The following is a 26099-nucleotide window of genomic DNA, read 5'->3' as shown; positions in this document are numbered from 1 at the left end:
CATCGAATATGAGTAAAATCATTGGGATTGACTTAGGAACAACAAACTCATGTGTTGCAGTACTTGAAGGCGGCGAGCCAAAAGTCATTGCAAACGCTGAAGGAGCACGTACAACACCATCTGTTGTCGCTTTTAAAAACGGAGAGCGCCAAGTGGGTGAAGTAGCAAAACGTCAATCAATTACAAACCCAAACACGATCATGTCTGTTAAAAGACATATGGGTACAGATTATAAAGTAGAAGTTGAAGGCAAGAACTATACACCGCAGGAAATCTCTGCAATCATTCTTCAACACCTTAAATCTTACGCTGAAGGCTATCTTGGCGAAGAAGTAACAAAAGCAGTTATCACTGTTCCTGCTTACTTCAACGATGCAGAACGTCAAGCAACAAAAGATGCTGGTAAAATTGCCGGTCTTGAAGTGGAACGTATCATCAACGAACCAACAGCAGCTGCACTTGCGTATGGTTTAGATAAAACAGATGAAGATCAAACGATCCTTGTATACGACCTTGGCGGCGGTACATTTGACGTGTCAGTTCTTGAACTTGGAGACGGCGTCTTTGAAGTGCGCTCAACTGCTGGGGACAACCGTCTAGGTGGAGACGATTTTGACCAAGTCATCATTGATCACCTAGTGGCTGAATTCAAAAAAGAAAATGGCATTGATCTTTCTAAAGATAAAATGGCGCTTCAGCGTTTAAAAGATGCGGCTGAAAAAGCGAAAAAAGATCTTTCAGGTGTATCTTCTACACAAATTTCACTGCCATTTATCACAGCTGGAGAAGCAGGACCTCTTCACCTTGAATTAACGTTAACGCGTGCTAAATTCGAAGAGCTTTCTGCAGATCTTGTAGAGCGTACAATGACACCTGTACGTCAATCACTGAAAGATGCTGGTTTATCTGCTAGCGAGATTGATAAAGTCATCCTTGTTGGTGGATCAACTCGTATTCCTGCAGTACAAGAAGCAATCAAAAAAGAAACAGGCAAAGAGCCTCATAAAGGTGTAAACCCTGATGAAGTAGTTGCACTTGGTGCAGCGATTCAAGGCGGAGTCATCACAGGAGATGTCAAAGACGTTGTTCTTCTTGACGTAACACCACTTTCTTTAGGAATTGAAACAATGGGCGGCGTATTCACGAAGCTGATTGAACGTAATACAACAATTCCAACAAGTAAATCTCAAGTATTCTCAACGGCTGCTGACAACCAAACAGCTGTAGATATCCATGTCTTGCAAGGTGAGCGCCCAATGGCTGCAGATAACAAAACATTAGGCCGCTTCCAATTGACTGATATCCCGCCAGCACCACGCGGCGTACCACAAATTGAAGTATCATTTGATATCGATAAAAACGGTATTGTCAACGTACGTGCGAAAGATATGGGTACAGGCAAAGAGCAAAACATCACAATCAAATCTTCTTCAGGTCTTTCTGATGATGAGATCGAAAAAATGGTTAAAGAAGCAGAAGAAAATGCTGAAGCAGATGCGAAGAAAAAAGAAGAAATCGAAGTGCGCAACGAAGCAGATCAATTAGTGTTTACAACTGAAAAAACATTAAAAGATCTAGAAGGCAAAATCGATGAAGAGCAAGTGAAAAAAGCAAACGACGCGAAAGATGCACTAAAAGCTGCGATCGAAAAAGGCGAGTTTGAAGACATCAAAGCGAAAAAAGATGAGCTGCAAACAATCGTTCAAGAATTAACGACAAAGCTCTATGAAGAAGCTGCAAAACAAGCACAAGCTCAGCAAGAAGGCGCTGAAGGTGCTCAAAAAGCAGATGACAATGTAGTGGATGCAGAATACGAAGAAGTAAACGACGATCAAGAGAAAAAATAATCACCTTTACTTTTGAAAAAGACTGCTGAAACGTACTCGTCAGAAAGTCAAAGTCAGGATCTCTTGGCTTTGACTTTTTTTCTTTTCAACGATGAAAGGAATTGAAAAAAGTTAAATCAAAATGATACAATCGTATTTATGTGAGAAAATCGGGAGTGTGAAGAGATGAGTAAGCGTGATTACTATGAAGTGCTTGGCGTAAGTAAGAGCGCCTCAAAGGACGAAATCAAAAAGGCATACCGCAAGCTTTCAAAAAAGTATCACCCTGATATTAATAAAGAAGCTGGCTCAGATGAGAAATTCAAAGAAGTAAAAGAAGCCTATGAAACCCTTTCTGATGATCAAAAACGTTCGCATTATGACCAGTTCGGTCATACCGATCCAAACCAAGGCTTTGGCGGTGGCGGTTTTGGTGGAGGAGGAGACTTTGGCGGCTTCGGCGGCTTTGATGACATCTTCTCTAGTATTTTTGGCGGCGGAGCGAGAAGAAGAGATCCAAATGCACCACGCCAAGGAGCGGACCTGCAATATACAATGACGCTTTCATTCGAAGAAGCGGCATTTGGAAAAGAAGCAACGATTGAAATCCCTCGTGAAGAATCTTGTGAAACATGTCATGGATCAGGTGCAAAGCCTGGTACGCAGGCGAAAACTTGTTCACATTGCGGAGGTTCTGGTCAATTAAATGTTGAACAGTCAACTCCATTTGGTAAAGTGGTCAACCGCAGAGTATGTAACTACTGTAGCGGAACAGGGAAACAAATTGATCATAAATGTTCAACATGCGGCGGATCTGGCAAAGTGCGTAAGCGTAAGAAAATTAACGTGACAATCCCTGCAGGTGTTGATGATGGTCAGCAGCTCAGAGTATCTGGTCAAGGTGAACCAGGTGTAAATGGAGGACCTCCAGGCGATCTATTCGTTGTATTCCATGTGCGTGCGCATGAATTCTTCGAACGTGATGGAGATGACATTTACTGCGAGATGCCGCTCACCTTTGCCCAAGCTGCATTAGGTGACGAAATTGAAGTGCCAACATTACACGGAAAAGTAAAATTAAAAGTTCCTGCTGGCACTCAAACTGGTACGAAGTTTAGACTTAAAGGAAAAGGTGTGAAAAATGTACGCGGCTACGGCCAAGGCGATCAGCATATCGTTGTACGTGTCGTCACACCGACAAATTTAACAGACAATCAAAAAGATATCATTAGAAAATTTGCTGAAGTGAGCGGAAATAAACCGGACGAACAAGAAATGAGCTTTTTCGATAAGGTAAAACGCGCATTTAAAGGCGAGTAAGACGGATAAGGAGTTGGTAGTATTGAAGTGGTCAGAAATTAGCGTCCATACAACAAATGAAGCGGTGGAACCGATCACCAATATTTTGCATGAAGCAGGTGCAAGTGGTGTCGTGATTGAGGACCCGCTTGATTTAGTCAAGGAACGTGAAAATGTATACGGTGAGATCTACCAGCTCGATCCGAATGACTATCCGGATGAAGGTGTCATTGTCAAAGCCTATCTTCCAATGAACAGCTTTTTGATGGAAACGGTAGATGAGATCAAAGAAGCCATCAACAATCTTCTTCTATACGATATTGACCTTGGACGCAATACACTGTCAATTTGTGAAGTAAATGAAGAAGAATGGGCCACCGCATGGAAGAAATACTATCATCCTGTGAAAATTTCTGAAAAATTCACCATCGTTCCAACGTGGGAAGAATATACACCGGTTCATTCTGATGAACTGATTATTGAAATGGACCCTGGAATGGCATTTGGAACAGGTACGCATCCCACAACCGTCCTTTGTATTCAGGCGCTTGAGCGCTATGTAAAGGAAAACGATACGGTGATTGATGTTGGAACAGGCTCTGGGATTTTAAGTGTGGCAGCAGCGATGCTTGGTGCAAAAGACATTCAAGCCTTTGATCTCGACACCGTTGCGGTAGAAAGTGCGAAGCAAAACATCGAACTAAATGGTGTAAGTGACCAAGTGACGGTCAAACAAAACAACTTGCTTGATGGGATTTCAGGTGAGCGTGATGTGATTGTCGCCAACATTCTGGCAGAAGTAATTTTGCGCTTTACAGATCAAGCCTATGACCTATTGAAGAAAGATGGCTATTTCATTACATCAGGCATCATTGGACAAAAGAAATTACAAGTCAAAACAGCATTAGAAGAAGCAGGTTTTGATATTGTTGAAGTGCTGTCAATGGAAGATTGGGTCAGCATTATAGCGAAAAAATAAAGCGAGTAGGTGTCAGGACACGTATGCAACGATATTTTATCGACCTCACGAAAGAAGAAGTGACGTTAAAGGGAGCAATCGTTATAAAAGGTGAAGATGTACATCATCTTTCCAATGTCATGCGGATGAAAGCAGGGCAGGAAATCCTTTGTTTAACAACAGACGGCTTTGAAGCGCTCAGTAAAATTGATACAATAACAAAGGAAGAAGTGATTTGTCACCTTGAAAGCTGGACAAATCAGGACAGAGAACTTCCGATTCGGGTGACGATCGCAAGCGGTCTTCCAAAAGGAGATAAGCTTGAGCTCATTATCCAAAAAGGCACAGAGCTTGGCGCAAGTGCTTTTATCCCATTTCAAGCGGCTCGTTCTATTACAAAGCTAGACCAAAAAAAGTCACATAAAAAACGAGAGCGCTGGGAGAAAATCGCGAAAGAAGCAGCAGAGCAGTCCTACCGGAATATCATTCCGCGTGTTTATTCAGTATCAACGTTTAAAGAGCTGACGCAATTAGCTGGTGAATTCGATAAATGTGTCGTTGCATACGAAGAATCATCGAAAGAAGGAGAGCAAAGCCGTTTTCAAACTGTGCTTCAACAGATGAAAGGCGGACAAACCTTGCTAGTGGTTTTTGGCCCTGAAGGCGGTTTGGCAGAAAAGGAGATTGAAGAGCTTGAAACGCTTGGTGCAGTCATTTGCGGGCTCGGACCACGCATTTTAAGAACGGAAACCGCTCCTTTATACGCGCTTTCCGCTATATCTTATCAAACAGAGTTATTAAGAGGTGAATCATGATGGGAACAGTAGCGTTCCATACACTTGGCTGTAAGGTCAACCACTATGAAACAGAGGCGATCTGGCAGCTGTTTAAAGAAGCTGGCTATGAAAGAAAAGAGTATGAATCAAAAGCAGACGTATATGTCATTAATACATGTACGGTCACGAATACAGGCGATAAGAAAAGCCGCCAAGTCATTAGAAGAGCCATTCGTCATAACCCGGATGGTGTCATTTGTGTAACTGGCTGCTATGCGCAAACATCTCCAGCAGAAATCATGGCGATTCCTGGTGTTGATATTGTGGTTGGAACACAGGACAGACATAAATTACTAGATTATATAGAAGAATACCGCAGAGAAAGACAGCCGATCAACGGGGTAGGCAATATCATGAAAGCACGTGTGTTTGAAGAACTTGATGTTCCTGCCTTTACAGACAGAACGCGCGCTTCATTAAAAATCCAAGAAGGCTGTAACAACTTCTGTACATTCTGCATTATTCCTTGGGCACGCGGACTTCTTCGTTCTCGCGATCCAGAAGAAGTTATCAATCAAGCGCAGCAGCTTGTTGATGCAGGCTATAAAGAAATTGTGCTTACAGGTATTCACACAGGCGGATACGGAGAAGACTTAAAGGATTATAACTTTGCGAAGCTTCTGAGAGCATTAGATGAACGTGTTATTGGCTTAAAACGAATCCGTATTTCATCTATTGAAGCTAGTCAAATTACAGATGAAGTGATTGAAGTGCTTGATCAGTCAGATAAAATTGTCAGACACTTACACATCCCGCTTCAATCTGGCTCAAATACTGTGCTAAAAAGAATGCGCCGTAAATATACGATGGAATTCTTTGCAGAGCGTTTAACAAAGCTGAAAAAAGCATTGCCAGGACTTGCTGTCACCTCTGATGTAATCGTAGGATTCCCTGGGGAAACAGAAGAAGAGTTCTTGGAAACGTACAATTTTGTCAAAGACCATCAATTCTCTGAGCTGCACGTCTTCCCTTACAGCAAACGTACAGGTACGCCGGCTGCAAGAATGGAAGATCAAGTGGATGAAAATGTGAAAAACGAACGTGTTCACCGTTTGATCGCTCTTTCTGACCAGCTTGCGAAAGAGTATGCATCTGCATATGAGGGGGATGTGCTAGAAATTATTCCGGAAGAATCCTTCAAAGAACAAGAAGGAAACCACAATCTTTATGTTGGTTATACCGATAACTATATGAAGGTTGTTTTTGAAGGAACAGAGGACATGATCGGCCGTCTGGTCAAAGTGAAAATTACGAAAGCGGGCTATCCTTATAACGAAGGACAATTCGTTCGCATCAGCGATGATGTGCAGCCAGACAAAGTGAGAATGACCTCATAATAGATAAAAAACCGGCAGCCAAAAGGGCAAGCCGGTTTCTTTTATTTTGACTGATTCGGCATGAGACACAAGATCAATGCGTGAAAAGGGCGTATGAACGGCAAGAAGAGGAGAGAGCTTGCCACATTAAACAGCAGGCTGAAATGCGCAATCTGCTGGGCGGGTGAGCTTGCGAGAAGGGCGACAACCTCTGTGATCAGGGAGAGAAACGGGAGGCATAAAAGAACACCGAGCACATTAAACACGACGTGTGCATAAGCCGTTTGACGTGCTGCGTAGCCGCCAGATATCGCAGCCATCACAGCCGTAATACATGTCCCAATATTGGAACCCAACACAAAGCTGATGCCTTCCTGAAGTGCCACAGTTCCCTCATTCATAAATCCCATTAAAATGCCGATACAGACGGAGCTCGAATGAACAATCGCTGTGAAAATGGTACCTGAAAGCAGCGCTGTCCAGTCTGAATGCTGCATCATTTCAAGAAAACGCAATGTCTCAGGCTGGCTTGTCATCATCCCTGCAATTTTTGAAAAGCCTTGTATGCAAAAAAAGATCATCCCGAGCCCAAATAAACTTTTTCCTGCATGTCTAAAAGATGTCCTGCCAAAAAGGATAAATACAAGACCGGCTATGATCAAAACCCACATGAACAAGTCCATTTTAATGGCGATAAATTCTGTCGTAAACGTGGAGCCGATATTGGTTCCAAGAATCATTGGGATCGATTTTTTAAAAGTGAGAATGCCAGTACTGACAAAGCCGATGACGATGACCATAAATGCCGAACTGCTTTGTAGAACCCCTGTAAACACAATGCTGACCAAGAATGCTTTGACCGGGTGATCTGTAAAGAGAAGAAGTGATTTCTCAATACGAGACGACGCAAGCGCCATTAATCCTTTTCTCAGCAAGCCCATTGACCATAAAAAAATGAAAATAAGTGCACAAAAATAAATGATCGCCATCATAGAAAAGTCCTCCTCTTATCAATGAATATATGGACTTGTCTACCTGCTCATGACGAAAATATATTTCCAAATCACTTAGTTGACCTCACACAAGGCTTATATTATAATGTCTAGGTACATGTTTTGCATGTATATCTTTTTTTAATGCAGTCGATTGGTGTATTCGGAGGGAGGGAAAGAGAATGTCAAAAACGGTCGTTAGAAAAAACGAATCGCTTGAAGATGCTCTTCGTCGCTTTAAACGCAGTGTATCCAAAACTGGAACATTGCAAGAAGCAAGAAAGCGTGAATTTTATGAAAAGCCTAGCGTAAAGCGCAAGAAAAAGTCTGAAGCTGCTAGAAAACGTAAATTCTAAAGAGGGTGGATTTTATGAGTCTTCTTGAGCAATTAAATTCTGATATGAAGCTTATGATGAAAAACCGTGAGAAAGACAAGCTTGTTGTCATTCGTATGGTAAAGGCTTCGCTGCAAAATGAAGCAATTAAGCTTAAGAAAGACAGTTTGACCGGCGATGAGGAACTAACCGTCCTTTCCCGCGAGATTAAGCAACGTAAAGACTCCCTCCATGAATTTTCGAAAGCTAATCGCTTAGATTTAGTAGATAAAGTTCAAAAAGAGATTGACATCTTAGACGTTTATTTACCTGAACAGCTTTCTGAAGAAGAACTGCAAACGATCGTGAAAGAAACGATCGCTGAAACAGGTGCTTCCTCAAAGGCTGACATGGGTAAAGTGATGAGCGCTATTATGCCAAAAGTAAAAGGTAAAGCTGATGGAGCTGTCATTAACAGACTTGTCAGCGAGCAGCTGTCTCAATAAAAAAGTATCCTTCTATTGTTAGAAGGGTACTTTTTTTATGACCTCATGATTCTGTCATATAAAAATGAAACCTATGATACATTTGTAACGTATGTAAAGGAACAGTAAAATGGAAGAAAGAGAGGAGGGATCACCAAATAGATGAAAAAAATAAAAATTTCTATTGCTCTCTTCAGTTGTTTTATAATATGCTTGTTATTAGGGGTTCAATTGACCGCGAAATCAGCAGATCAGAAAGTTCATGTTATCCCAATTGAAGATACAGTAGAAAAAGGACTTTCTAAATTCATTGAACGATCGTTTGAGCAGGCAAAATCGGAGCGGGCGAAGCATATTATTCTCGACATCAATACACCGGGTGGTGCAGTCGATGCAGCGCTTGAGATCGCAGATACCATTCGCGCTTCCGATATCCCAGTGTCAGCGTTTGTCAATCATAGAGCGCTTTCAGCCGGGGCCTTCATCGCGCTAAATGCCGATCAAATTTATATGACCCCGAATGGAAAGATGGGGGCTGCTGCGATCATTGATGGAGAAGGCAATGCTGCCGATCAAAAATCTGAATCTCTATGGCTTGCTGAAATGAGTGATGCTGCCGAAAAGCAGGGGCGTGATCCAAAGTATGCTCTTGCCATGGCGGATGTAGATATAGACGCAAAAGAAGCCGGTGCACCAAAAGGGGAATTGCTCACCTTTAACACAGACCGGGCGCTTCAATTCGGGTATGCAGAAGGTGAAGCAAAAAATATGGATGACTTGCTTCAGAAGCTGAAATTAACAGACGCTTCTGTTCAATACGATGAAGTGAGCTTTGCTGAAAAGGTTGCGCGTTTTCTTACTCACCCAATTGTCATTCCGATCCTTTTATCTATTGCAAGTTTAGGGTTAATTGTTGAGCTCTATTCTCCTGGCTTTGGGGTTCCGGGCACCATGGGAGTGACAGCGCTTCTTCTATTCTTTTATGGTCATCTCGTGGCAGGTTTTGCAGGATATGAGACGTTGTTCCTGTTTTTAGCAGGGATTGCACTCATCATTTTGGAATTGTTTTTGCCAGGGGGAATCGTAGGTGTCATTGGACTGATCTGTGTCGTTGTCAGCTTATTTTTAGCAGCTGGAAGCTTTACAGAAATGGCGATTTCCATCTTGATTGCCACTGCTGTTTCAATCATAGCAGTTATTTTATTGACAAAGGTGTTGGGGAAACGTATGAAATTCTTTAAAAAGTTCGTTTTAACCGATTCAACCAATAAGGAAAGCGGTTATGTCTCAAATGAAACAAGAGAAGATCTTGTTGGACAAATCGCAGTGACAGCAACTGCACTTCGTCCATCTGGTACGATCGTATTTCGAGATGAGCGCATTGATGTTGTGTCAGAAGGTGCATTTATCGATAAGGATGAACAAGTAAAAATTGTGAAAGCGGAAGGCTCACGCATTGTCGTGAGGAAAGTATAGATATACTGATTTTAGAGGAGGAATAAAATGGATCCATCTACTTTACTATTATTTGTGATTATCGCAGCAGGTTTGATTGTTCTTTCGATCTTTTTCACCTTTGTACCGGTGATGCTGTGGATTTCTGCCCTAGCGGCTGGCGTAAAAGTGAGCATTTTTACACTTGTAGGAATGAGACTGCGCCGAGTCATTCCAAACCGAGTGGTCAACCCGCTCATCAAAGCACATAAAGCAGGTCTTGATGTGACGATTAACCAGCTGGAGAGTCACTATCTTGCAGGTGGTAACGTGGACAGAGTTGTGAACGCATTAATTGCAGCTCAACGCGCGAATATCGAATTGAACTTTGCCCGCTGTGCAGCCATCGACCTAGCAGGACGTGATGTACTAGAAGCAGTTCAAATGAGTGTAAACCCTAAAGTCATTGAAACACCATTTATCTCTGGTGTCGCGATGGACGGGATTGAAGTCAAAGCAAAAGCACGTATTACAGTTCGTGCAAACATCGACCGTCTTGTCGGTGGTGCAGGGGAAGAAACAATTATTGCCCGTGTAGGTGAAGGGATTGTCTCGACAATCGGTTCATCAGATAATCATAAAAAGGTTCTTGAGAATCCTGATATGATTTCTCAAACGGTTCTTGGTAAAGGATTAGATTCAGGTACTGCATTTGAAATTCTTTCGATTGATATCGCAGATGTGGATATCGGTAAAAACATCGGGGCGATTCTGCAAACAGACCAAGCAGAAGCAGACAAAAACATTGCACAGGCGAAAGCAGAAGAACGCCGCGCAATGGCTGTTGCACAAGAGCAAGAGATGCGTGCGAAAGTTGAAGAAATGCGCGCGAAAGTTGTAGAAGCAGAGGCTGAAGTACCACTTGCAATGGCTGAAGCATTACGTGAAGGCAATATTGGTGTCATGGACTACATGAACATTAAAAATATCGATGCTGATACGGATATGAGAGATTCATTTGGTAAAATGACAAAAGGTCCATCTGATAATGAAAACAAATAAGCATCCTCTCACGCTTTAAGGAGGGAGCCCATTGGACATTCTATTTGAAAATCCGCTACTAATTGCAATTATCATCGGTATCATCTCTGCCGTCTTTGGGAAGATCGGCAAACAAGAGGAGAACGAAGAGCAGAATCAGCAAAAGAAGCCCGCTCCTCAGCGTAAGACGGTGCCCCAAAAACAAACAAAGCAAACAAGTCCAGATCCAGTCGTGACGGATCAGCTGGACGATTTCGGTGATGTACATGATCATGGCGGGATGAAGAAAAAAACTTCTCAGTCCTTACAAGATCGCTATACGGCTACACTTGCCGAAATGGAAGAAAGAAAAAACGAGTTGAACAAAGAGTTTCAATCGCTTGAAAGAGAGCTGACAAGGCCAAAGGCTGCATCTGCTGAAGTGAGGCCAAAAATCATTGAGAAGCTGAACCAAGATACAATTGTTCAAGGAATGATCCTTGGAGAAGTATTTGGAGAGCCGCGCGCGAAAAAACCGCACAGAACGATGAAACGATAAAGAAAAACGGTATGATATATTCATACCGTTTTTTAATGATATAAGAAAGGACGGAATTATGGATAAGTGTTGTTCTAATTGCTTTGTTGACAAGCAATTTAAAAATTATATAACTTCTAATGGATTCTTAAGCAATTGTGATTTTTGCCAGATGAAAGATACAAAGTGCATTTATTTAGATAATGAAATATTCACTAAATTATTTAAATTTTTAAAAAATATTTATGGGATTCATCCGAATAGAAGAAGTAATGATCTTTTTTATATATTAAGTATTGAATGGGGGCTATTTGAATACAAATTCGATGATGTCCTTATTAAAAGACTATGCGCTAATTATGAAATGGATGTGGAACAGTATTATTTGATTAGACATGATTTTGAACATTTGATTAGAAAATGGCATGAATTTAGAGAAATCATTAAACATGAGCAACGATTTATCAATAGACTTCCACTAGAAATTGAGACCTTATTTACGGAAAAAAGTAAGAACTCAAAAATTTTAGAAAAGGGTGAGATTTTTTATCGAGCTAGAATAGGCAGTGGCGATAAAAATGTCTCCATTCCATTTGATGCTAACTTATCTGATATGGGGATGCCACCTCCAGATATGGTGAGGATGGGCAGAGCAAATCCTGATGGTATACGCTACCTTTATTTAGCAAATAAAAAAGCGACAGCTATAGCAGAAGTGAGACCGTGGTGTGGGGCAAAAGTTACGATTGGTGATTTTAAATTAAGGGATAATATTTTAAGTATGGACTTCTCTTATTCTTCTCAAATGAGTTTGTTTAAGGTTATTAATTCTGAGCAAATTGAAACTGCTATGAGTGAAATTGCTTTCTTTAAAAATCTTAGTAATGAAATGTCTAAACCAATCTCTCCAGATGAATCATATTTGGAGTATATACCAACTCAATTTATTACTGAAATTATAAAATCTGTTGGTTATGAAGGCATGGTTTTTAATAGTTCTTTAAGTGATGGATTAAACGTAGTTTTATTTAGTCAAGAGTGTATAGATATTGTCAAAACAGATATTTATAAGGTTCACAATATTAAGTATGATTTTTTCAAAACAGATGATTATACAGTAGTTGAGTAGCACTCTTAACTCCATTTATAAAGTCTCTTCATGAGGCTTTTTTATTTTTTATTATTCGTACTTCTTCATCATTAAGAGCACTTCTTAAATACATGATCATCCACTGGCTCTTTTACGGATTCATTAGCATGATATGAATCCCTGAGGAATAGGATGATATAGAGGCTTTCTCATCAGTCTCACCATCTTTCAGTTTGATCTCATACACATGAGGTGGGAAGGGGTTCTTATTGAATGGGAAAAAGAAAAAATCGACTTAAAGCATGGCTGACAAGAACACTTGAAATCCCTCCAGACGTGATGATGGATCTTCCCCGTATTACGATGGTTGGCAGACTCCACATTTACATAGAGAACCATAAAGGGCTTCTGCTTTTCAGTGATCAAGAGGTAAGGCTGATGCTCAAACAGGGACAATGCATTATTTCAGGGAAAGATTTTGTGATTAAAACGATTTTGCCAGAAGAGATTTTATTGGAAGGGAAAATCGATGAGGTCCGTTATATTGATTCTTAACTGACGGAGGGGAGAAGCGTGAAGAATAAATGGTTCGGCTATTTTATTGGCAGAGTGGAAGTGGAGATCAAAGGAAGCGGCATTGAGCGGCTCATCAATGAGTGCACGAGGCAGGGGATCACAATGTTTCAAGTGAGCCGCCGTCAAGACAGCGTGCGCTTATTTATTCGCCTATCAGATGTACATGCCTTCAGAAAAGTACGCAGACATCATGACGTGACATGTTCATTTCATCAAAAGAAGGGCTTTCCGTTTCTACTCCTTTGGTCAAGGAAGAATATCGGATTTACCCTTGGGATTGTATGCTTTCTAGTGACGATATTGGCTCTTTCAAACATGGTATGGAAAATTGATATTAAAGGAGCCAATCCAGAAACTGAACATCAAATGAGAAAGCATTTAGACGACATTGGGGTGCAAAAAGGACGTTTTCAGTTTCTAATGGGAACACCTGAAAAAATTCAAAAATCCCTGACAACCAATATTCAAAGCATCACATGGGTAGGCGTTGAACTAAACGGCACAACCTTTCAAATGAAAGTTGTGGAAAAAAATGAACCCGAAAAAGAAAAATACACGAGTCCTCAGCATATCGTCGCCAAGAAAAAGGCTGTCATCACGAGAATGTATGTAGAAAAAGGGGAGCCGCTCGCCGCGGTTGATGAACATGTAAAGAAAGGACAGATGCTTGTCTCTGGACTCATTGGCAGCGAAGATCAGCAGAAAACGGTAGGAGCCAAAGCGAAAATCTATGGTGAAACGTGGTATCGTTCTGAAGTTTCTGTCCCTCTTCGAACATCTTTTGACGTCTTTACGGGTAAAATGAAGACAAAGCACAAGCTCTCCGCATTTGGAGGCTCACTGCCATTTTGGGGCTTTTCTTTTAAAAAGGATGATTTCAAGCAGCCAAAAACAGAAACAGAAGTTCATCCGCTTCATTTCTTAAACATGCAGCTCCCATTCTCTTATGAAAAGGAAATCACACGTGAAAGTGAGAAAATAAATCGAGAATACACAAATAAAGAAGCGGTTCAAGCAGGGATTAAAATGGGTAAAAAAGAATTAGAAGAGAAGCTAGGTCAAACAGGAGAGGTGAAAAGTGAAAAAGTTTTGCACGAGACAACAGGGAATGGTAAAGTTAAGTTAATCATCCTTTACCAAGTAATAGAAGATATTGTTCAACCAACACCTATTGTTCAGGGAGACTAGAGAATGACAGAACATTTACTTGAGATTCAACAAAAATTGGATAGTCCAAACGAAGCGATTGCTTTATTTGGCAATCAAGATGCTTATCTGAAACTAATGGAAAACGAGCTGAACGTCTCCATTATTACGCGTGGAGAAAAAGTGTATGTTTCTGGTGAGGAAGCATCGAGAGATACAGTAAGCCGTTTGATCACATCTCTTTTACATCTCATCCGTAAAGGAATCGAGATATCTGAACGGGATGTCGTCTATGCCATTAAAATGGCGCAAAAAAACAAGCTGAATTATTTTGAGAATATGTATGAAGATGAAATTACGAAAAATGCCAAAGGAAAGTCGATCAGGGTGAAAACAATCGGCCAGCGGGAATATGCTGCGGCGATGAAAAAAGATGACCTGGTCTTTGGAATTGGACCAGCTGGTACAGGGAAGACGTATTTGGCAGTCGTCAATGCGGTACATTCATTAAAAAATGGACATGTGAAACGGATTATCCTGACAAGACCAGCTGTTGAAGCAGGAGAGAGTCTTGGCTTTTTACCAGGCGATCTAAAGGAAAAGGTAGATCCTTATTTAAGACCACTATATGATGCCTTGCATGATGTGCTTGGCAGTGATCATACGGAACGTTTAATCGAGCGCGGCGTGATTGAAATAGCGCCCCTTGCCTATATGAGAGGCCGGACGCTTGATGATGCATTTGTTATTTTAGATGAAGCGCAGAATACAACACCTGCCCAAATGAAAATGTTTTTGACGAGACTTGGCTTTGGTTCTAAAATGGTCATTACAGGAGATATTACACAGATTGATCTGCCAAAGGGCATGCAGTCAGGTCTTGCGGCTGCAAAGGACATGCTTGCAGATATCAAGGGCATCTCATTTATTGAATTAGACCAGACAGATGTGGTCAGACACCCGCTTGTGGCGAAGATCATTGGCGCATACGAAAAGCAAAAATGAACTGAGTGACCCGATCGTCTTCATCGGGTCATTTTGTTTCGATCGTGGTTTAAAGTAAAAAAGGAGGTACTTTCCTTGAGAAAGAATCAAAAAGGCAGTAAGCGCAAAAGACTGCTGTCTAAAAAAGAACCTCAGAAAATGGAGCGCTCACGTTATTTAAATGTTTTGCTGTACGCTGCTTTAGCAGCCATTTTATTCGTGGTGCTCTTCTTCCATGTAAAGCCTGAATCGCTCGACTTAGATTTATTTTCTGTGAGCGAACAGACCATCTATTCTCCGTCAACTGTTGATGATCAAGAAGCGACAGAAGAGAAGAAACAAGAAGCAACAGATCAAGTGGAAGATCAATATACGCTCAAAAAAGCGTATTCTGATAATCGTGTAGACCTCATCTCATCCCTCTTTGAAGCCATTAAAGAAGAGAAGAAAGCAGCTGATGATAAAGAGAAAGCGCCATCAGATCAAGAAATGGTCAAGCGTGTCAAAGAAAAGCTCACAACAGATATGCAGGAAGCTGTTTCGGATCAATCCATCAAAGCACTGCTTCAGGCAAGTGATGAGAATCTCTCATTTACTAAGGATTCCATCATCACAGTGGTGAATTCACTGATGAGTAAAGAAATCACAGCAGCGAAATTACAAGATGAGAAAAAACAAGTCAAAGCAGAGCTTGAAAACAATTCGATTCCATCAAAATACTTAAATGCAGCGAAAGAAATCGGTGAATTTGCGATCATCCCAAACTATGTATTTGACCCAGTGGCAACAGAGAAGAAAAGACAGGAAGCGGCTGACAATATTCAGCCTGTGCAAATTAAGCAAGGGCAAATCTTAGTTGAAGAAGGAGAGCTCATCGACCGGGAAGTTTATCGCAAATTAGAACTCACGGGTCTATTAAACAGCTCAAATTTATTTAAGCCTATAAGTGGTCTTTTCATATTAATTGGCCTGTTCTTAGCAGCGATTATTCATTCCCTTGAATCGAGAAAAAAGTCGCTTGTCCATAAGAATAAGTCATTACTGCTCTACTCGCTTATTTTTACGATTATTTTAATTATTATGGAAGTGTTCAGTCTCTTCCAGGAAACGAAATATACAACGATAGGCTATGTTGTGCCAGTGGCACTTGGCACGATGCTGATCAAACTGCTCATTAATGAGCGGTTAGCAATCTTCTCCGGTCTTGTATTTGCTCTTTGCGGCAGTATGATGTTTAATCAAGGAGTAACCGGCGTCTTTAACTATGTGATCTGCGCTTATTATCTGATGAGCGGGATGGCGGGTATTTTATTTTTAAGAAAACATAATGCAAGATCAAAAATATTGCAGGCTGGGCTTTTGGTGGCGCTGGTGAATGTACTTGTGGTTTTATCCATTACACTGATCCAAAACTCTTCACCATCAGGGCTTGAAATCGGTGTGAACCTCATGATGGCGATTGTGTCAGGGTTTGCATCATCTATCTTGGTCATTGGGTTAATGCCTGTTTTTGAGAGCATGTTTGGTATTCTTTCCACAATGAAGCTGATTGAATTATCTAACCCAAATCATCCGCTCCTCAAAAAGATTTTAACCGAGACACCAGGTACATATCATCATAGTGTCATGGTGGCGAATTTAGCGGATGCTGCATGTGAAGCAGTTGGTGCAAACGGTCTTTTAGCAAGGGTCGGCGCTTATTATCATGACATTGGGAAAACGAAAAGACCGCAATACTTTATCGAAAACCAAATGAACATTGATAATCCGCATGACAAGCTTTCTCCTCAGCTGAGTAAAAATATTATTATTGCCCATACGACAGATGGCGCTGATATGCTGAGAGAAAAGAAGTTTCCTGAAGAGCTTGTCGACATTGCAGAACAGCATCACGGAAAGTCTCTTTTAAAGTTCTTTTACTATAAGGCAAAAGAGCGTGATGATCAGGTCACAGAAGAAGAATTTCGTTACCCTGGTCCAAAGCCGCAATCAAAAGAAGCAGCGATTATTTCTGTGGCTGACAGCGTTGAAGCGGCGGTTCGTTCCATGCATAATCCAAATCCAGAGCGGATTGAAAAGCTTGTCAAAGGCATTATTTCAGATAAAATGCAGGACGGGCAATTTAGTGAATGTGACCTGACATTTAAAGAATTAAATATTATCAGCCAAACAATTTGTACAACATTAAAGGGGATTTTTCATTCTCGGATTGAATATCCAGATGCCCCGAAGCAGAAGGTGAAGTAAATGACATTGTTAATCGATTTAATAGATGAAACAGGACAAGTATCAAAAGAGCAGCTTGAAGAAGTGGAAAAGCTTCTTCAGTTTGCTGCAGACGAACTTGAGGTCAAGGATCAAGCGGAAGTATCAGTGACGATCGTTTCGAATGAAGAGATTCATCAAATCAATAAAGAATACCGCGGAAAAGACGCGCCAACAGATGTGATCTCCTTTGCACTTGAGGAAGAAGGAGAAGGGGAGATTGAAATCATTGGAGCGGATGATATCCCGCCTGTACTTGGTGACATTATCATTAGTGTGGATCGAACGAAAGAGCAGGCGGAGGAATATGGACATTCCTTTATGAGAGAGCTTGGATTCTTAACGATTCATGGCTTCCTCCATTTGCTCGGGTATGATCATATGACAGAGGAAGATGAAAAAGAAATGTTCGCCAAACAGACAAAAATCTTGGATGATTATGGCCTTTCGAGATCATCGTAAGAAAAGAAGGCCGCTCGCCCGTTTTTTTCGGAGTTTTTATTATGCATTTAGAGGAATATGGCGAACTTTCTTGAATGAACGGAATTTTCGATTTCACACAGTCGCAGCCATCATCGTGGTGATCTGCGGCTTTTGGTTCCGCATTGACCCATTTGAATGGTTGATCGTTCTTCTTCTATGCGGGGGGATGTTTGCGCTTGAACTTGTCAATACAGCCATTGAACATACAGTGGATCTGATGACAGAAGAAAGACACCCGCTTGCAGAGAGGGCGAAGGACGCTGCGGCAGGCGCTGTTTGCGTTTACGCCGCGATTTCGGTTATGATTGGGTTGATCATCTTCTTACCGAAGATCATGCAATAGAACAATATTACTATTTATTAACATTTTTAGAAATGGGCGTGAAAATGTCACGTGAATTATGTAAAATATAAATGTGACAGTGGTACCATTTCTTCTGAAAGTGGGAACTAGGAATGAACAAACAAGAGTTGATTTCAGAAGCAATCAAAGCAAGAGATTTTGCATATGTACCCTATTCTAAATTCAAAGTCGGTGCAGCGTTACTGTCGAATGATGGAAAAGTGTATGGCGGCTGCAACATTGAAAATGCAGCATATGGTATGTGTAATTGTGCGGAAAGAACAGCACTTTTTAAAGCCTATTCAGAAGGCATTACATCTTTTCAAATGTTAGCAGTGGTGGCTGATACAGACCGTCCTGTTTCGCCGTGCGGCGCATGCAGACAGGTCATTTCAGAGCTATGTGCACCTGACATGCCAGTGATTCTAACGAACTTAAAAGGACATATATACGAAACAACAGTAAACGAACTATTGCCAGGAGCATTTTCACCGGAGGATTTAAATGACTAACGAAAGCTTCAAATCAGGATTTGTATCAATTATTGGAAGACCAAATGTAGGGAAATCAACCTTTCTTAATCGCGTTATTGGACAAAAGATCGCCATCATGAGCGATAAGCCCCAAACGACGCGAAACAAAGTGCAAGGTGTCCTGACAAAGAACACATCACAAACGATCTTTATCGATACACCGGGGATTCATAAACCTAAGCATAAGCTTGGTGATTTTATGATGAGGGTGGCTCAAAATACACTGAAGGAAGTCGACCTGATCTTATTTATGATCAACGCACAGGAAGGCTATGGCAAAGGTGATGAATTCATCATTGAACGACTAAAGCAAACATCTACACCGGTGTTCCTTGTCGTGAATAAAATTGACCAAATTCATCCAGATGAACTGTTTCTTTTAATTGATGAATACCGTACACGTTATCCATTCAAGGAAATTGTGCCAATTTCAGCTCTTGAAGGAAACAATATCGACACGCTTCTTCAGCAGATTGAAGGTTATCTTCCAGAGGGCCCTCAATTTTATCCGGCAGATCAAGTAACAGATCATCCAGAACGGTTTATTATTTCTGAATTAATTCGTGAAAAAGTGCTGCATTTAACGAGAGAAGAGATTCCGCACAGTATTGCGGTTGCGATTGAATCGATTAAGCCAGATGAAAATGGCAAGATCCATGTCGCGGCAACCATTGTCGTAGAACGTGATTCGCAAAAAGGGATCGTCATTGGTAAACGAGGCAGCTTGTTAAAAGAAGTGGGACAAAAAGCGCGCAGAGATATTGAAGCACTTCTAGGCTCAAAAGTGTATTTAGAGCTTTGGGTCAAAGTTCAGAAGGACTGGCGTAATAAATCCACTCACCTTCGTGACTTCGGATTTAGAGAAGACGAATATTAAAAAATCGCTGCATTTGTCAGCAAATCTGACAATGGTGCGGTTCGATTAGTAAAAATTGTTTATCATGAAATGGAGGTAGCCTGGTCAAGATAAAATTAATATGTTGGATGTAGCGTTGCTGCTTCTAATAAAGAAAGGTGGGGTTTTTATGTTGAATTTTACATGGAACGTATTTTCACAAACAGGAAGCGTTGACACGTATCTGCTTTTCAAAGAGTTAGAAAAGGAGAACCTGGAAAGACCCGATGTACTTGAAGAAGAAATAGCACGATTTGATTTTCCAATCTTATAATTCTTGACCCCCTCCAGCGCTCGGAGTGTAGACAAATGCTCATTAAAACTGAAGGAATCGTCCTTAGAACAACAGATTATGGCGAAACAAACAAAATTGTCACGCTGCTCACTAGAGAACATGGAAAAATTGGCGTGATGGCAAGAGGCGCAAAAAAATCAAACAGCCGCCTTTCAGCCATAAGTCAGCCGTTTTTATACGGCACCTTTCTTATCCAATCATCAACAGGACTTGGAACGCTCCAGCAAGGCGAAATGATTGAAAGTATGCGGGCCATTCGGGAAGATTTATTTCTGACCGCATATGCAGCCTATATGACAGAATTGATTGATAAAGGGACAGAAGAAAAAAAGCCAAACCCTTATTTGTTTGAGCTTCTGCTTCAATCTCTGCGTCATCTCAACGAAGGCACAGATGCTGATATTATTTTATTTATCGTAGAGGTTAAAATGTTATCAGTGATGGGGATGAAGCCTGAACTTGATCAATGTGTTCACTGTGGTCAAAAAGAAGGGCAGTTCCATTTCTCGATAAGAGATAACGGCTTCATTTGCCAAAATTGTTTTTCGAAAGATCCATATAGACTGCCCTTATCCCCCGCAGCTGCAAGGCTGCTCCGTTTGTTTCATTATTTTGATTTATCAAGGCTTGGTCAGGTTGATGTGAAGCCTCAGACGAAACAAGAAATTCGTCAAGTGCTTGATCACTACTATGACGAATATTCCGGCCTCTATTTAAAATCAAAAAAATTCATGAATCAGATGGAATCCATGAAAAAGCTAATGGGTGACGAAAACAAAAGTTGACATCTCCCATGACTTTTTGTAAGATCATCTAAGATAAAATATGTTGCATTGACAGAAAGAAGTACTTACGTAAAATCCATAAAAGCGACCTTAGGGCGGTGTGAGCTAAGGATGGAGGCGTAACGAAAGGCATTCTTGAGCAGCGTAAAACAAAGCGGCTGGATGCTACGACACCAGCAAATAGGGTGGAACCGCGGGAAAAACTCTCGTCCCTATGTTTGCAAAGAACCTTGCGAGCATAGAGACGGGAGTTTTTGTGTTCTCTTACAAGGTTCTAATCCCACCCGCCATACATAGCGGTTGGTGTAGAAAAGATGGAGGTGCGATCATTGAATATTCAAGACATGATTTTGACGCTGCAAAAGCATTGGTCAAATGAAGGCTGCGTATTAATGCAGGCGTATGACACAGAAAAAGGTGCCGGAACGATGAGTCCATACACGTTCCTCAGAAGCATCGGCCCAGAGCCATGGAAGGTAGCATATGTAGAGCCTTCAAGACGCCCGGCTGATGGCAGATATGGAGAAAACCCAAATAGATTGTATCAGCATCATCAATTTCAAGTGATCATTAAGCCATCACCTGACAATATTCAAGAACTATATCTTGAATCATTGAAAGCACTTGGCATTGACCCGCTGAAACATGACATTCGTTTTGTAGAAGATAACTGGGAAAATCCATCTCTTGGCTGTGCTGGACTTGGCTGGGAAGTATGGCTTGATGGGATGGAAATTACGCAATTCACGTATTTCCAACAAGTCGGCGGCTTAGAATGTAAGCCCGTTTCTGTTGAAATCACATACGGTATTGAACGTCTTGCTTCTTACATCCAGGACAAAGAAAATGTCTTCGATCTTGAATGGACAGACGGATTTACGGTCAGAGATTTATTCTTAATGGCTGAATATGAGCACTCTGTGTATACATTTGAAACATCTAATACTGACATGCTGTTCGAGCTATTTACAACCTATGAGAAAGAAGCACACAGTCAAATGGACAAAGGACTTGTTCACCCGGCATACGATTATGTCCTCAAATGCTCTCATACATTTAACCTGCTCGATGCAAAGGGTGCTATTTCTGTGACTGAGCGAACTGGTTATATCGGAAGAGTGCGTCAGTTAGCAAGAAAAGTAGCCAAAACCTATTATGAAGAACGCGAAAAATTGGGATTCCCTATGCTAAAAGAGGAGGCGGCTTCTCATGAATAAACAAGATGTATTACTTGAAATCGGCTTAGAAGAGATGCCGGCTCGTTTCATGCCAGAGAGCACAAAACAGCTAGGTGAGAAAGTAAAAGCATGGTTTGAAACGCAAAATATTTCATTTGAAGAGACTGCTTTATTCAACTCACCAAGACGTCTTGCTGTACTTGTGAAAGGTGTCGCAGAAAAACAAGAAGACATCAAAGAAGAAGCAAAAGGTCCAGCTAAAAAGATTGCCCAAGATGCTGAAGGCAATTGGACAAAAGCTGCTGAAGGCTTCGCCCGGGGCCAAGGTGCTTCAACAGATGATCTCTATTTCAAAGAGATCAAAGGAGTGGATTATGTCCATGTCCAAAAGTTTCAAGAAGGGAAGCAAGTCAAAGACCTTCTCCCAGCGTTAGGTGAGATCGCTGCTTCATTAAGCTTTCCAAAGAACATGAGATGGGGAAGCGAAGATTTACGCTATATCCGTCCGATTAAATGGATTGTTTGTTTATTTGGACAAGAGATTGTACCTGTTGAAATTGCTGGGGTGAAAAGCGGCCGTGAAACAAGAGGACATCGTTTCCTTGGTACGACAGCGAGCATCGACTCACCTGCTTCTTATGAACAAACTTTGCGCGATCAATTTGTGATTGCAGACTCAGATAAAAGAAAACAATTAATTACTGAACAGCTAAATGCGCTATCTTCAGAAAAAGGTTGGGTCATTCCTGTTGATCCTGAACTTCTAGAAGAAGTGAACGATCTTGTAGAATATCCAACTGTGCTGTCTGGTTCCTTTGAAGAGGAGTTTCTTGCATTGCCGGAAGAAGTATTGGTGACAACAATGAAAGAGCATCAACGCTACTTCCCTGTGAAAAATGAGCAAGGAGAATTATTGCCGCATTTTATTACAGTCAGAAATGGAAACAGTGAGGCGCTGGAAAATGTCGCAAGAGGGAACGAAAAAGTACTTCGCGCACGTTTATCAGATGCTGCATTCTTCTATAAAGAAGACGAAAAACTAGTGATTGAAGACAATATTAAAAAGCTTGATAAAGTGGTATTCCATGAGAAACTTGGAACAATCGGCGACAAGCTGAAGAGAGTGACAGACATTGCAACCCGTCTAGCGGCGCATGTCGGAGCAGATGACGAAACAACAAAACGCGTGGCTAGAGCAGCAAGTATTTCGAAGTTTGACCTTGTGACTCAAATGGTCTATGAATTCCCTGAATTACAAGGAATTATGGGTGAGAAATATGCAAGAGCTCTTGGTGAACATGAAGAAGTGGCAAGAAGCATTAACGAGCATTATATGCCGCGCTTTGCTGGTGATGAGGCGCCGTCTACTTTGATTGGTGCGATTGTGGCCGTAGCAGATAAGCTCGACTCTATTTGTTCATTCTTCTCAATCGATGTGATCCCTACAGGTTCTCAAGATCCTTATGGACTTAGAAGACAAGCGAGTGGTATCGTTCAAATCTTGCTCGACCGTCATTGGAATATTTCATTTAAAGAGCTGTTAGCACTTGCTCAAGTAAAGACAGAACATGAAGCTGCTCTAATTGAATTTTTAACGCATCGTTTAAAATATGTTCTTCAAGCAGAGCATATACGCCATGATGTTGTTGATGCAGTGCTGGATGTTGAAAATATTGAGCCATATGCAGTCGTCAAAAAAGCAGCTGTTCTTGAAGAGAGTGTAAAACAAGAAAGCTTCAAAGAAACGGCTGAAGCATTGGGACGCGTCATTTCAATCAGTAAAAAAGGCGAAGACGCAGAGATTCAGCCTGAACTGTTTGAAAATGAACATGAGCAAAAGCTGTTTGAGGCGTATCAGCAAGTAGAGAAAGCTGTCAAGGACCATGTAGCAGCAGGACAATACAGCTTGGCACTTGAGGCGCTGGATACGTTAAAAACACCGATCGTTCATTATTTCGATCACACAATGGTTCATGCGGATGATGAAAAACTGAAGCGAAATCGTTTGGCACAGATGGTCAAACTGGCCAAAGTGATTCAATCATTTGCGAATATGAACAATTTAATTGTAAAATAAATACCTAAGAACGGTTGCCTTTTCCGAAGGGCAATCGTTTTTTACTCATTTAATTCACGGTTTTTGAGTGGATTTTTGTTTCATTCGGACAAAGATGCGCTATAATATGATGAGTTATGAAAATGATATACATAAAATAAAGATTTCGCTCTCTCTATTTAAAGGTGGTGAGTACAATCGAGTTAAATAAACGGCAAGAGCAGATTTTACAGATTGTCAAAGAGAATGGTCCGATCACTGGAGAGCATATCGCCGATCGGCTGAACTTAACAAGGGCGACCCTCAGACCGGATTTAGCCATTTTAACAATGTCAGGCTTTTTAGAAGCAAGACCAAGGGTCGGCTACTTTTTCACAGGAAAAACAGGCACGCAGCTTCTCGCAGATAAGCTGAAAAAACTTCAAGTGAAAGACTTTCAATCCATTCCAGTGGTGATACATGAGAATGTTTCGGTTTATGATGCGATTTGTACGATGTTTTTAGAGGATGTGGGCACATTATTCGTTGTGGACGATCACTCTATTTTAACAGGCGTATTATCAAGAAAAGACCTCCTTCGCGCAAGTATAGGGAAACAGGAGCTTCCATCTATCCCTGTCCATATTATTATGACAAGAATGCCGAACATCACCGTTTGCCGCAAAGAAGATTTCATTATGGATGTGGCGAAGCACTTGATTGAAAAGCAAATAGATGCACTTCCTGTGATAAAAGATACGGAAAAAGGCTTTGAAGTGGTCGGAAGAATCACGAAAACAAACATGACGAAAATACTTGTCAGCTTATCAGAGAACGAAATAATCTAATGACAGAAGACTGCGAGGGGATGTTATGAGTAATCGCGTAATTTTTGTGGTATCAGATTCAGTAGGAGAAACGGCAGAGCTCGTGGTCAAAGCGGCACTTAGCCAATTTGATGGCGGCTCATCAGACCATTCAAATATTAGAAGAATCCCGTATGTAGAAGATGTTGGTACGATTAAAGAAGTCATTTCACTGGCGAAAGCAGATAATGGGATCGTCTGCTTTACTCTTGTTGTGCCAGAAATGCGCCAATTCTTAATCGAGGAAGCAGAAGCAAACGGTGTTGTTTATTATGACATCATCGGTCCACTCATTGATAAAATGGAGACGGCATATGGAAATGAAGCGAAACATGAGCCGGGTCGTGTACGTCAATTAGATGAGGACTATTTTAAAAAGGTAGAAGCCATCGAGTTCGCTGTGAAATACGATGACGGCAGAGACCCAAGAGGTATTCTAAAGGCTGATATTGTACTCATTGGTGTATCACGCACGTCCAAGACACCATTATCTCAATATTTGGCGCATAAACGGCTGAAGGTAGCGAACGTACCAATTGTACCTGAAGTTGATCCGCCAGAAGAGTTATTTTCAGTTGATCCGAAGAAATGTATCGGTTTGAAAATTAGTCCAGACAAACTAAATCATATTCGCAAAGAGCGTTTAAAATCTCTTGGTTTAAATGATCGCGCTATTTATGCGAACATTGAGCGGATTAAAGAGGAACTAGAGTATTTTGAAAAAGTGGTTGACCGCATTAACTGTCAAGTCGTTGATGTATCGAATAAAGCAGTTGAAGAAACGGCAAATGTCATTCATCAAATGCTGACCAAAAGAGGTTCCGAATAAACTCAGGATGCTCCTCCTGGGTTTTTCCTATGGTGGGAAACGGGTAAACAAAAACAATAGCATATTTGCTGCATTTGTATTATAATAAAAAATTGTGATAAAATGATTGATTTTAGGTTTAAGTTAAGTCAAGAACGAATAAACTAATATTGGCAGAAGTCAAGTGATTCTGAACATAACTTTTCGACAAAATGAGTTTTACTGTTGATTGCTCTATGGGGGAAAAGTATGGTCTTTTTGCTTCTCTAAAGCAGGAATAAGGTGGAGGGATGGAGAATTAGTCACCTGAATGAACGTAAAAAAGAGAGGACGATTTATGTCGATGCAGATGCTTGTCCTGTAAAAGACGAAATCCTTTCTGTCGCATCTCAATTTCAAGTACCAGTGACATTCATTGCTTCATATGAGCATTTTCAAACCAAAAGATCTCCACTTGAAGATTGGCGGTTTGTAGATACACATAAGGAAGCAGCGGACTTAGTCATTGCCAACTCAGCTGCCGCACATGATATTGTCGTCACCCAAGACATTGGTCTTGCCTCCTTACTGCTTCCGAGACAGGTCATTGTTCTGTCTGAAAGAGGACGAATGTACACAAACGAAACAATTGATTTTGATTTGGAACGCAGGCATGTTTCCAGCAAACAGCGAAGAAAAGGTGTATACGGAAAAGGTCCCAAAAAGCTTTTAGAAGAGGATAAGAAGCGATTTATGGCGCAACTACAAAAAATCCTGTCGAATCATGAAGGATTTTTAAATTAAAAGGCGAATAATGTAC

At 41.1% G+C, this 26099-nt stretch carries 27 protein-coding genes and 1 other annotated feature; of the genes, 26 read left to right on the top strand and 1 reads right to left on the bottom strand.

Annotated elements, in window-relative coordinates; genetic code table 11:
• Window positions 1–8: 8 nt before the first annotated feature.
• The 5 genes from dnaK to mtaB all read left to right on the top strand — a co-directional run bounded on the left by dnaK (window position 9) and on the right by mtaB (window position 6256).
• Window positions 9–1847, top strand: coding sequence for a molecular chaperone DnaK (gene dnaK, locus ACN6NB_RS11565; RefSeq protein ID WP_048238923.1), 1839 nt, complete (start codon window positions 9–11; stop codon window positions 1845–1847).
• A 165-nt stretch (window positions 1848–2012) separates the two neighbouring features.
• The gene (gene dnaJ / locus ACN6NB_RS11560) at window positions 2013–3146 is read left to right on the top strand and encodes a molecular chaperone DnaJ (RefSeq protein ID WP_024427952.1); all 1134 of its coding nucleotides are present in this window, start codon (window positions 2013–2015) and stop codon (window positions 3144–3146) included.
• A gap of 22 nt (window positions 3147–3168) precedes the next feature.
• Window positions 3169–4104 (top strand): 50S ribosomal protein L11 methyltransferase, encoded by a 936-nt coding sequence (prmA, locus tag ACN6NB_RS11555; RefSeq protein WP_024423032.1) that lies wholly within the window; start codon window positions 3169–3171, stop codon window positions 4102–4104.
• 23 nt (window positions 4105–4127) lie between these two features.
• Complete coding sequence (locus ACN6NB_RS11550) at window positions 4128–4898, top strand: 16S rRNA (uracil(1498)-N(3))-methyltransferase (RefSeq protein ID WP_024427953.1); 771 nt, start codon at window positions 4128–4130, stop codon at window positions 4896–4898.
• Window positions 4898–6256, top strand: coding sequence for a tRNA (N(6)-L-threonylcarbamoyladenosine(37)-C(2))-methylthiotransferase MtaB (gene mtaB / locus ACN6NB_RS11545; protein WP_474253395.1), 1359 nt, complete (start codon window positions 4898–4900; stop codon window positions 6254–6256). The genes ACN6NB_RS11550 and mtaB overlap by 1 nt, the downstream gene beginning before the upstream one ends.
• Window positions 6257–6297: 41 nt before the next feature.
• On the opposite strand, the gene ACN6NB_RS11540 is transcribed toward mtaB, so the two are convergent.
• On the bottom strand, window positions 6298–7227 hold the full coding sequence (locus tag ACN6NB_RS11540; protein WP_144491397.1) for a Na/Pi symporter: 930 nt from the start codon (window positions 7225–7227) through the stop codon (window positions 6298–6300).
• A 182-nt stretch (window positions 7228–7409) separates the two neighbouring features.
• Between ACN6NB_RS11540 and rpsU the strand changes: the two genes are divergently transcribed.
• The 21 genes from rpsU (at window position 7410) to ACN6NB_RS11435 (ending at window position 26083) form a co-directional block, all read left to right on the top strand.
• Window positions 7410–7583 carry a 30S ribosomal protein S21 gene (gene rpsU / locus ACN6NB_RS11535; protein ID WP_003152957.1) on the top strand — a complete coding sequence of 58 codons (174 nt, stop codon included), beginning with the start codon at window positions 7410–7412 and terminating at the stop codon, window positions 7581–7583.
• Window positions 7584–7597: 14 nt separating this feature from the next.
• Window positions 7598–8047: a GatB/YqeY domain-containing protein gene (locus ACN6NB_RS11530; RefSeq protein ID WP_041086254.1), complete on the top strand. Its 450-nt coding sequence runs from the start codon at window positions 7598–7600 to the stop codon at window positions 8045–8047.
• 141 nt (window positions 8048–8188) lie between these two features.
• Window positions 8189–9502, top strand: a complete 1314-nt coding sequence (locus tag ACN6NB_RS11525; protein ID WP_144491398.1) for an NfeD family protein — start codon at window positions 8189–8191, stop codon at window positions 9500–9502.
• 27 nt (window positions 9503–9529) lie between these two features.
• Window positions 9530–10522: a flotillin-like protein FloA gene (floA, locus tag ACN6NB_RS11520; protein ID WP_024423026.1), complete on the top strand. Its 993-nt coding sequence runs from the start codon at window positions 9530–9532 to the stop codon at window positions 10520–10522.
• A 31-nt stretch (window positions 10523–10553) separates the two neighbouring features.
• Entirely contained in the window at window positions 10554–11039 is a 486-nt protein-coding gene (locus ACN6NB_RS11515; protein WP_144491399.1) for a hypothetical protein, read from the top strand.
• 58 nt (window positions 11040–11097) lie between these two features.
• Complete coding sequence (locus ACN6NB_RS11510) at window positions 11098–12147, top strand: RES family NAD+ phosphorylase (RefSeq protein WP_144491400.1); 1050 nt, start codon at window positions 11098–11100, stop codon at window positions 12145–12147.
• 234 nt (window positions 12148–12381) lie between these two features.
• The gene (gene yqfC / locus ACN6NB_RS11505) at window positions 12382–12663 is read left to right on the top strand and encodes a sporulation protein YqfC (protein ID WP_012010618.1); all 282 of its coding nucleotides are present in this window, start codon (window positions 12382–12384) and stop codon (window positions 12661–12663) included.
• Window positions 12664–12681: 18 nt separating this feature from the next.
• Complete coding sequence (gene yqfD, locus ACN6NB_RS11500) at window positions 12682–13872, top strand: sporulation protein YqfD (protein WP_047202324.1); 1191 nt, start codon at window positions 12682–12684, stop codon at window positions 13870–13872.
• A 3-nt stretch (window positions 13873–13875) separates the two neighbouring features.
• Window positions 13876–14835 carry a PhoH family protein gene (locus ACN6NB_RS11495; RefSeq protein WP_099663454.1) on the top strand — a complete coding sequence of 320 codons (960 nt, stop codon included), beginning with the start codon at window positions 13876–13878 and terminating at the stop codon, window positions 14833–14835.
• A gap of 114 nt (window positions 14836–14949) precedes the next feature.
• A complete protein-coding gene (locus ACN6NB_RS11490) occupies window positions 14950–17061 on the top strand; it encodes an HD family phosphohydrolase (RefSeq protein WP_376765038.1) in 2112 nt (703 codons plus the stop codon).
• Complete coding sequence (ybeY, locus tag ACN6NB_RS11485; protein ID WP_024423021.1) at window positions 17062–17541, top strand: rRNA maturation RNase YbeY; 480 nt, start codon at window positions 17062–17064, stop codon at window positions 17539–17541.
• Entirely contained in the window at window positions 17519–17905 is a 387-nt protein-coding gene (locus ACN6NB_RS11480) for a diacylglycerol kinase family protein (RefSeq protein ID WP_024423020.1), read from the top strand. The genes ybeY and ACN6NB_RS11480 overlap by 23 nt, the downstream gene beginning before the upstream one ends.
• A 113-nt stretch (window positions 17906–18018) precedes the next feature.
• Window positions 18019–18417 carry a cytidine deaminase gene (locus ACN6NB_RS11475; protein ID WP_008356263.1) on the top strand — a complete coding sequence of 133 codons (399 nt, stop codon included), beginning with the start codon at window positions 18019–18021 and terminating at the stop codon, window positions 18415–18417.
• Complete coding sequence (gene era, locus ACN6NB_RS11470; RefSeq protein WP_126681578.1) at window positions 18410–19315, top strand: GTPase Era; 906 nt, start codon at window positions 18410–18412, stop codon at window positions 19313–19315. Before ACN6NB_RS11475 ends, era begins: the two co-directional genes overlap by 8 nt.
• A gap of 148 nt (window positions 19316–19463) precedes the next feature.
• Window positions 19464–19607 carry a YqzL family protein gene (locus tag ACN6NB_RS11465; protein ID WP_003217288.1) on the top strand — a complete coding sequence of 48 codons (144 nt, stop codon included), beginning with the start codon at window positions 19464–19466 and terminating at the stop codon, window positions 19605–19607.
• A gap of 35 nt (window positions 19608–19642) precedes the next feature.
• The gene (gene recO / locus ACN6NB_RS11460) at window positions 19643–20413 is read left to right on the top strand and encodes a DNA repair protein RecO (protein ID WP_144516075.1); all 771 of its coding nucleotides are present in this window, start codon (window positions 19643–19645) and stop codon (window positions 20411–20413) included.
• 39 nt (window positions 20414–20452) lie between these two features.
• Window positions 20453–20630 (top strand) — a binding site (T-box leader).
• A gap of 112 nt (window positions 20631–20742) precedes the next feature.
• Window positions 20743–21630 (top strand): glycine--tRNA ligase subunit alpha, encoded by an 888-nt coding sequence (gene glyQ / locus ACN6NB_RS11455; RefSeq protein WP_012010611.1) that lies wholly within the window; start codon window positions 20743–20745, stop codon window positions 21628–21630.
• Entirely contained in the window at window positions 21623–23668 is a 2046-nt protein-coding gene (glyS, locus tag ACN6NB_RS11450; protein WP_126681579.1) for a glycine--tRNA ligase subunit beta, read from the top strand. The genes glyQ and glyS overlap by 8 nt, the downstream gene beginning before the upstream one ends.
• A gap of 167 nt (window positions 23669–23835) precedes the next feature.
• Window positions 23836–24474 (top strand): transcriptional regulator CcpN, encoded by a 639-nt coding sequence (ccpN, locus tag ACN6NB_RS11445; RefSeq protein ID WP_039180035.1) that lies wholly within the window; start codon window positions 23836–23838, stop codon window positions 24472–24474.
• A 25-nt stretch (window positions 24475–24499) separates the two neighbouring features.
• Entirely contained in the window at window positions 24500–25321 is an 822-nt protein-coding gene (locus ACN6NB_RS11440; RefSeq protein WP_008342399.1) for a pyruvate, water dikinase regulatory protein, read from the top strand.
• A 261-nt stretch (window positions 25322–25582) separates the two neighbouring features.
• Window positions 25583–26083 carry a YaiI/YqxD family protein gene (locus ACN6NB_RS11435; protein ID WP_024423016.1) on the top strand — a complete coding sequence of 167 codons (501 nt, stop codon included), beginning with the start codon at window positions 25583–25585 and terminating at the stop codon, window positions 26081–26083.
• Window positions 26084–26099: the final 16 nt, after the last annotated feature.

It is taken from the genome of Bacillus sp. 11B20 (assembly GCF_056098985.1).
This window is presented reverse-complemented; position numbering and strand designations above follow the sequence as displayed.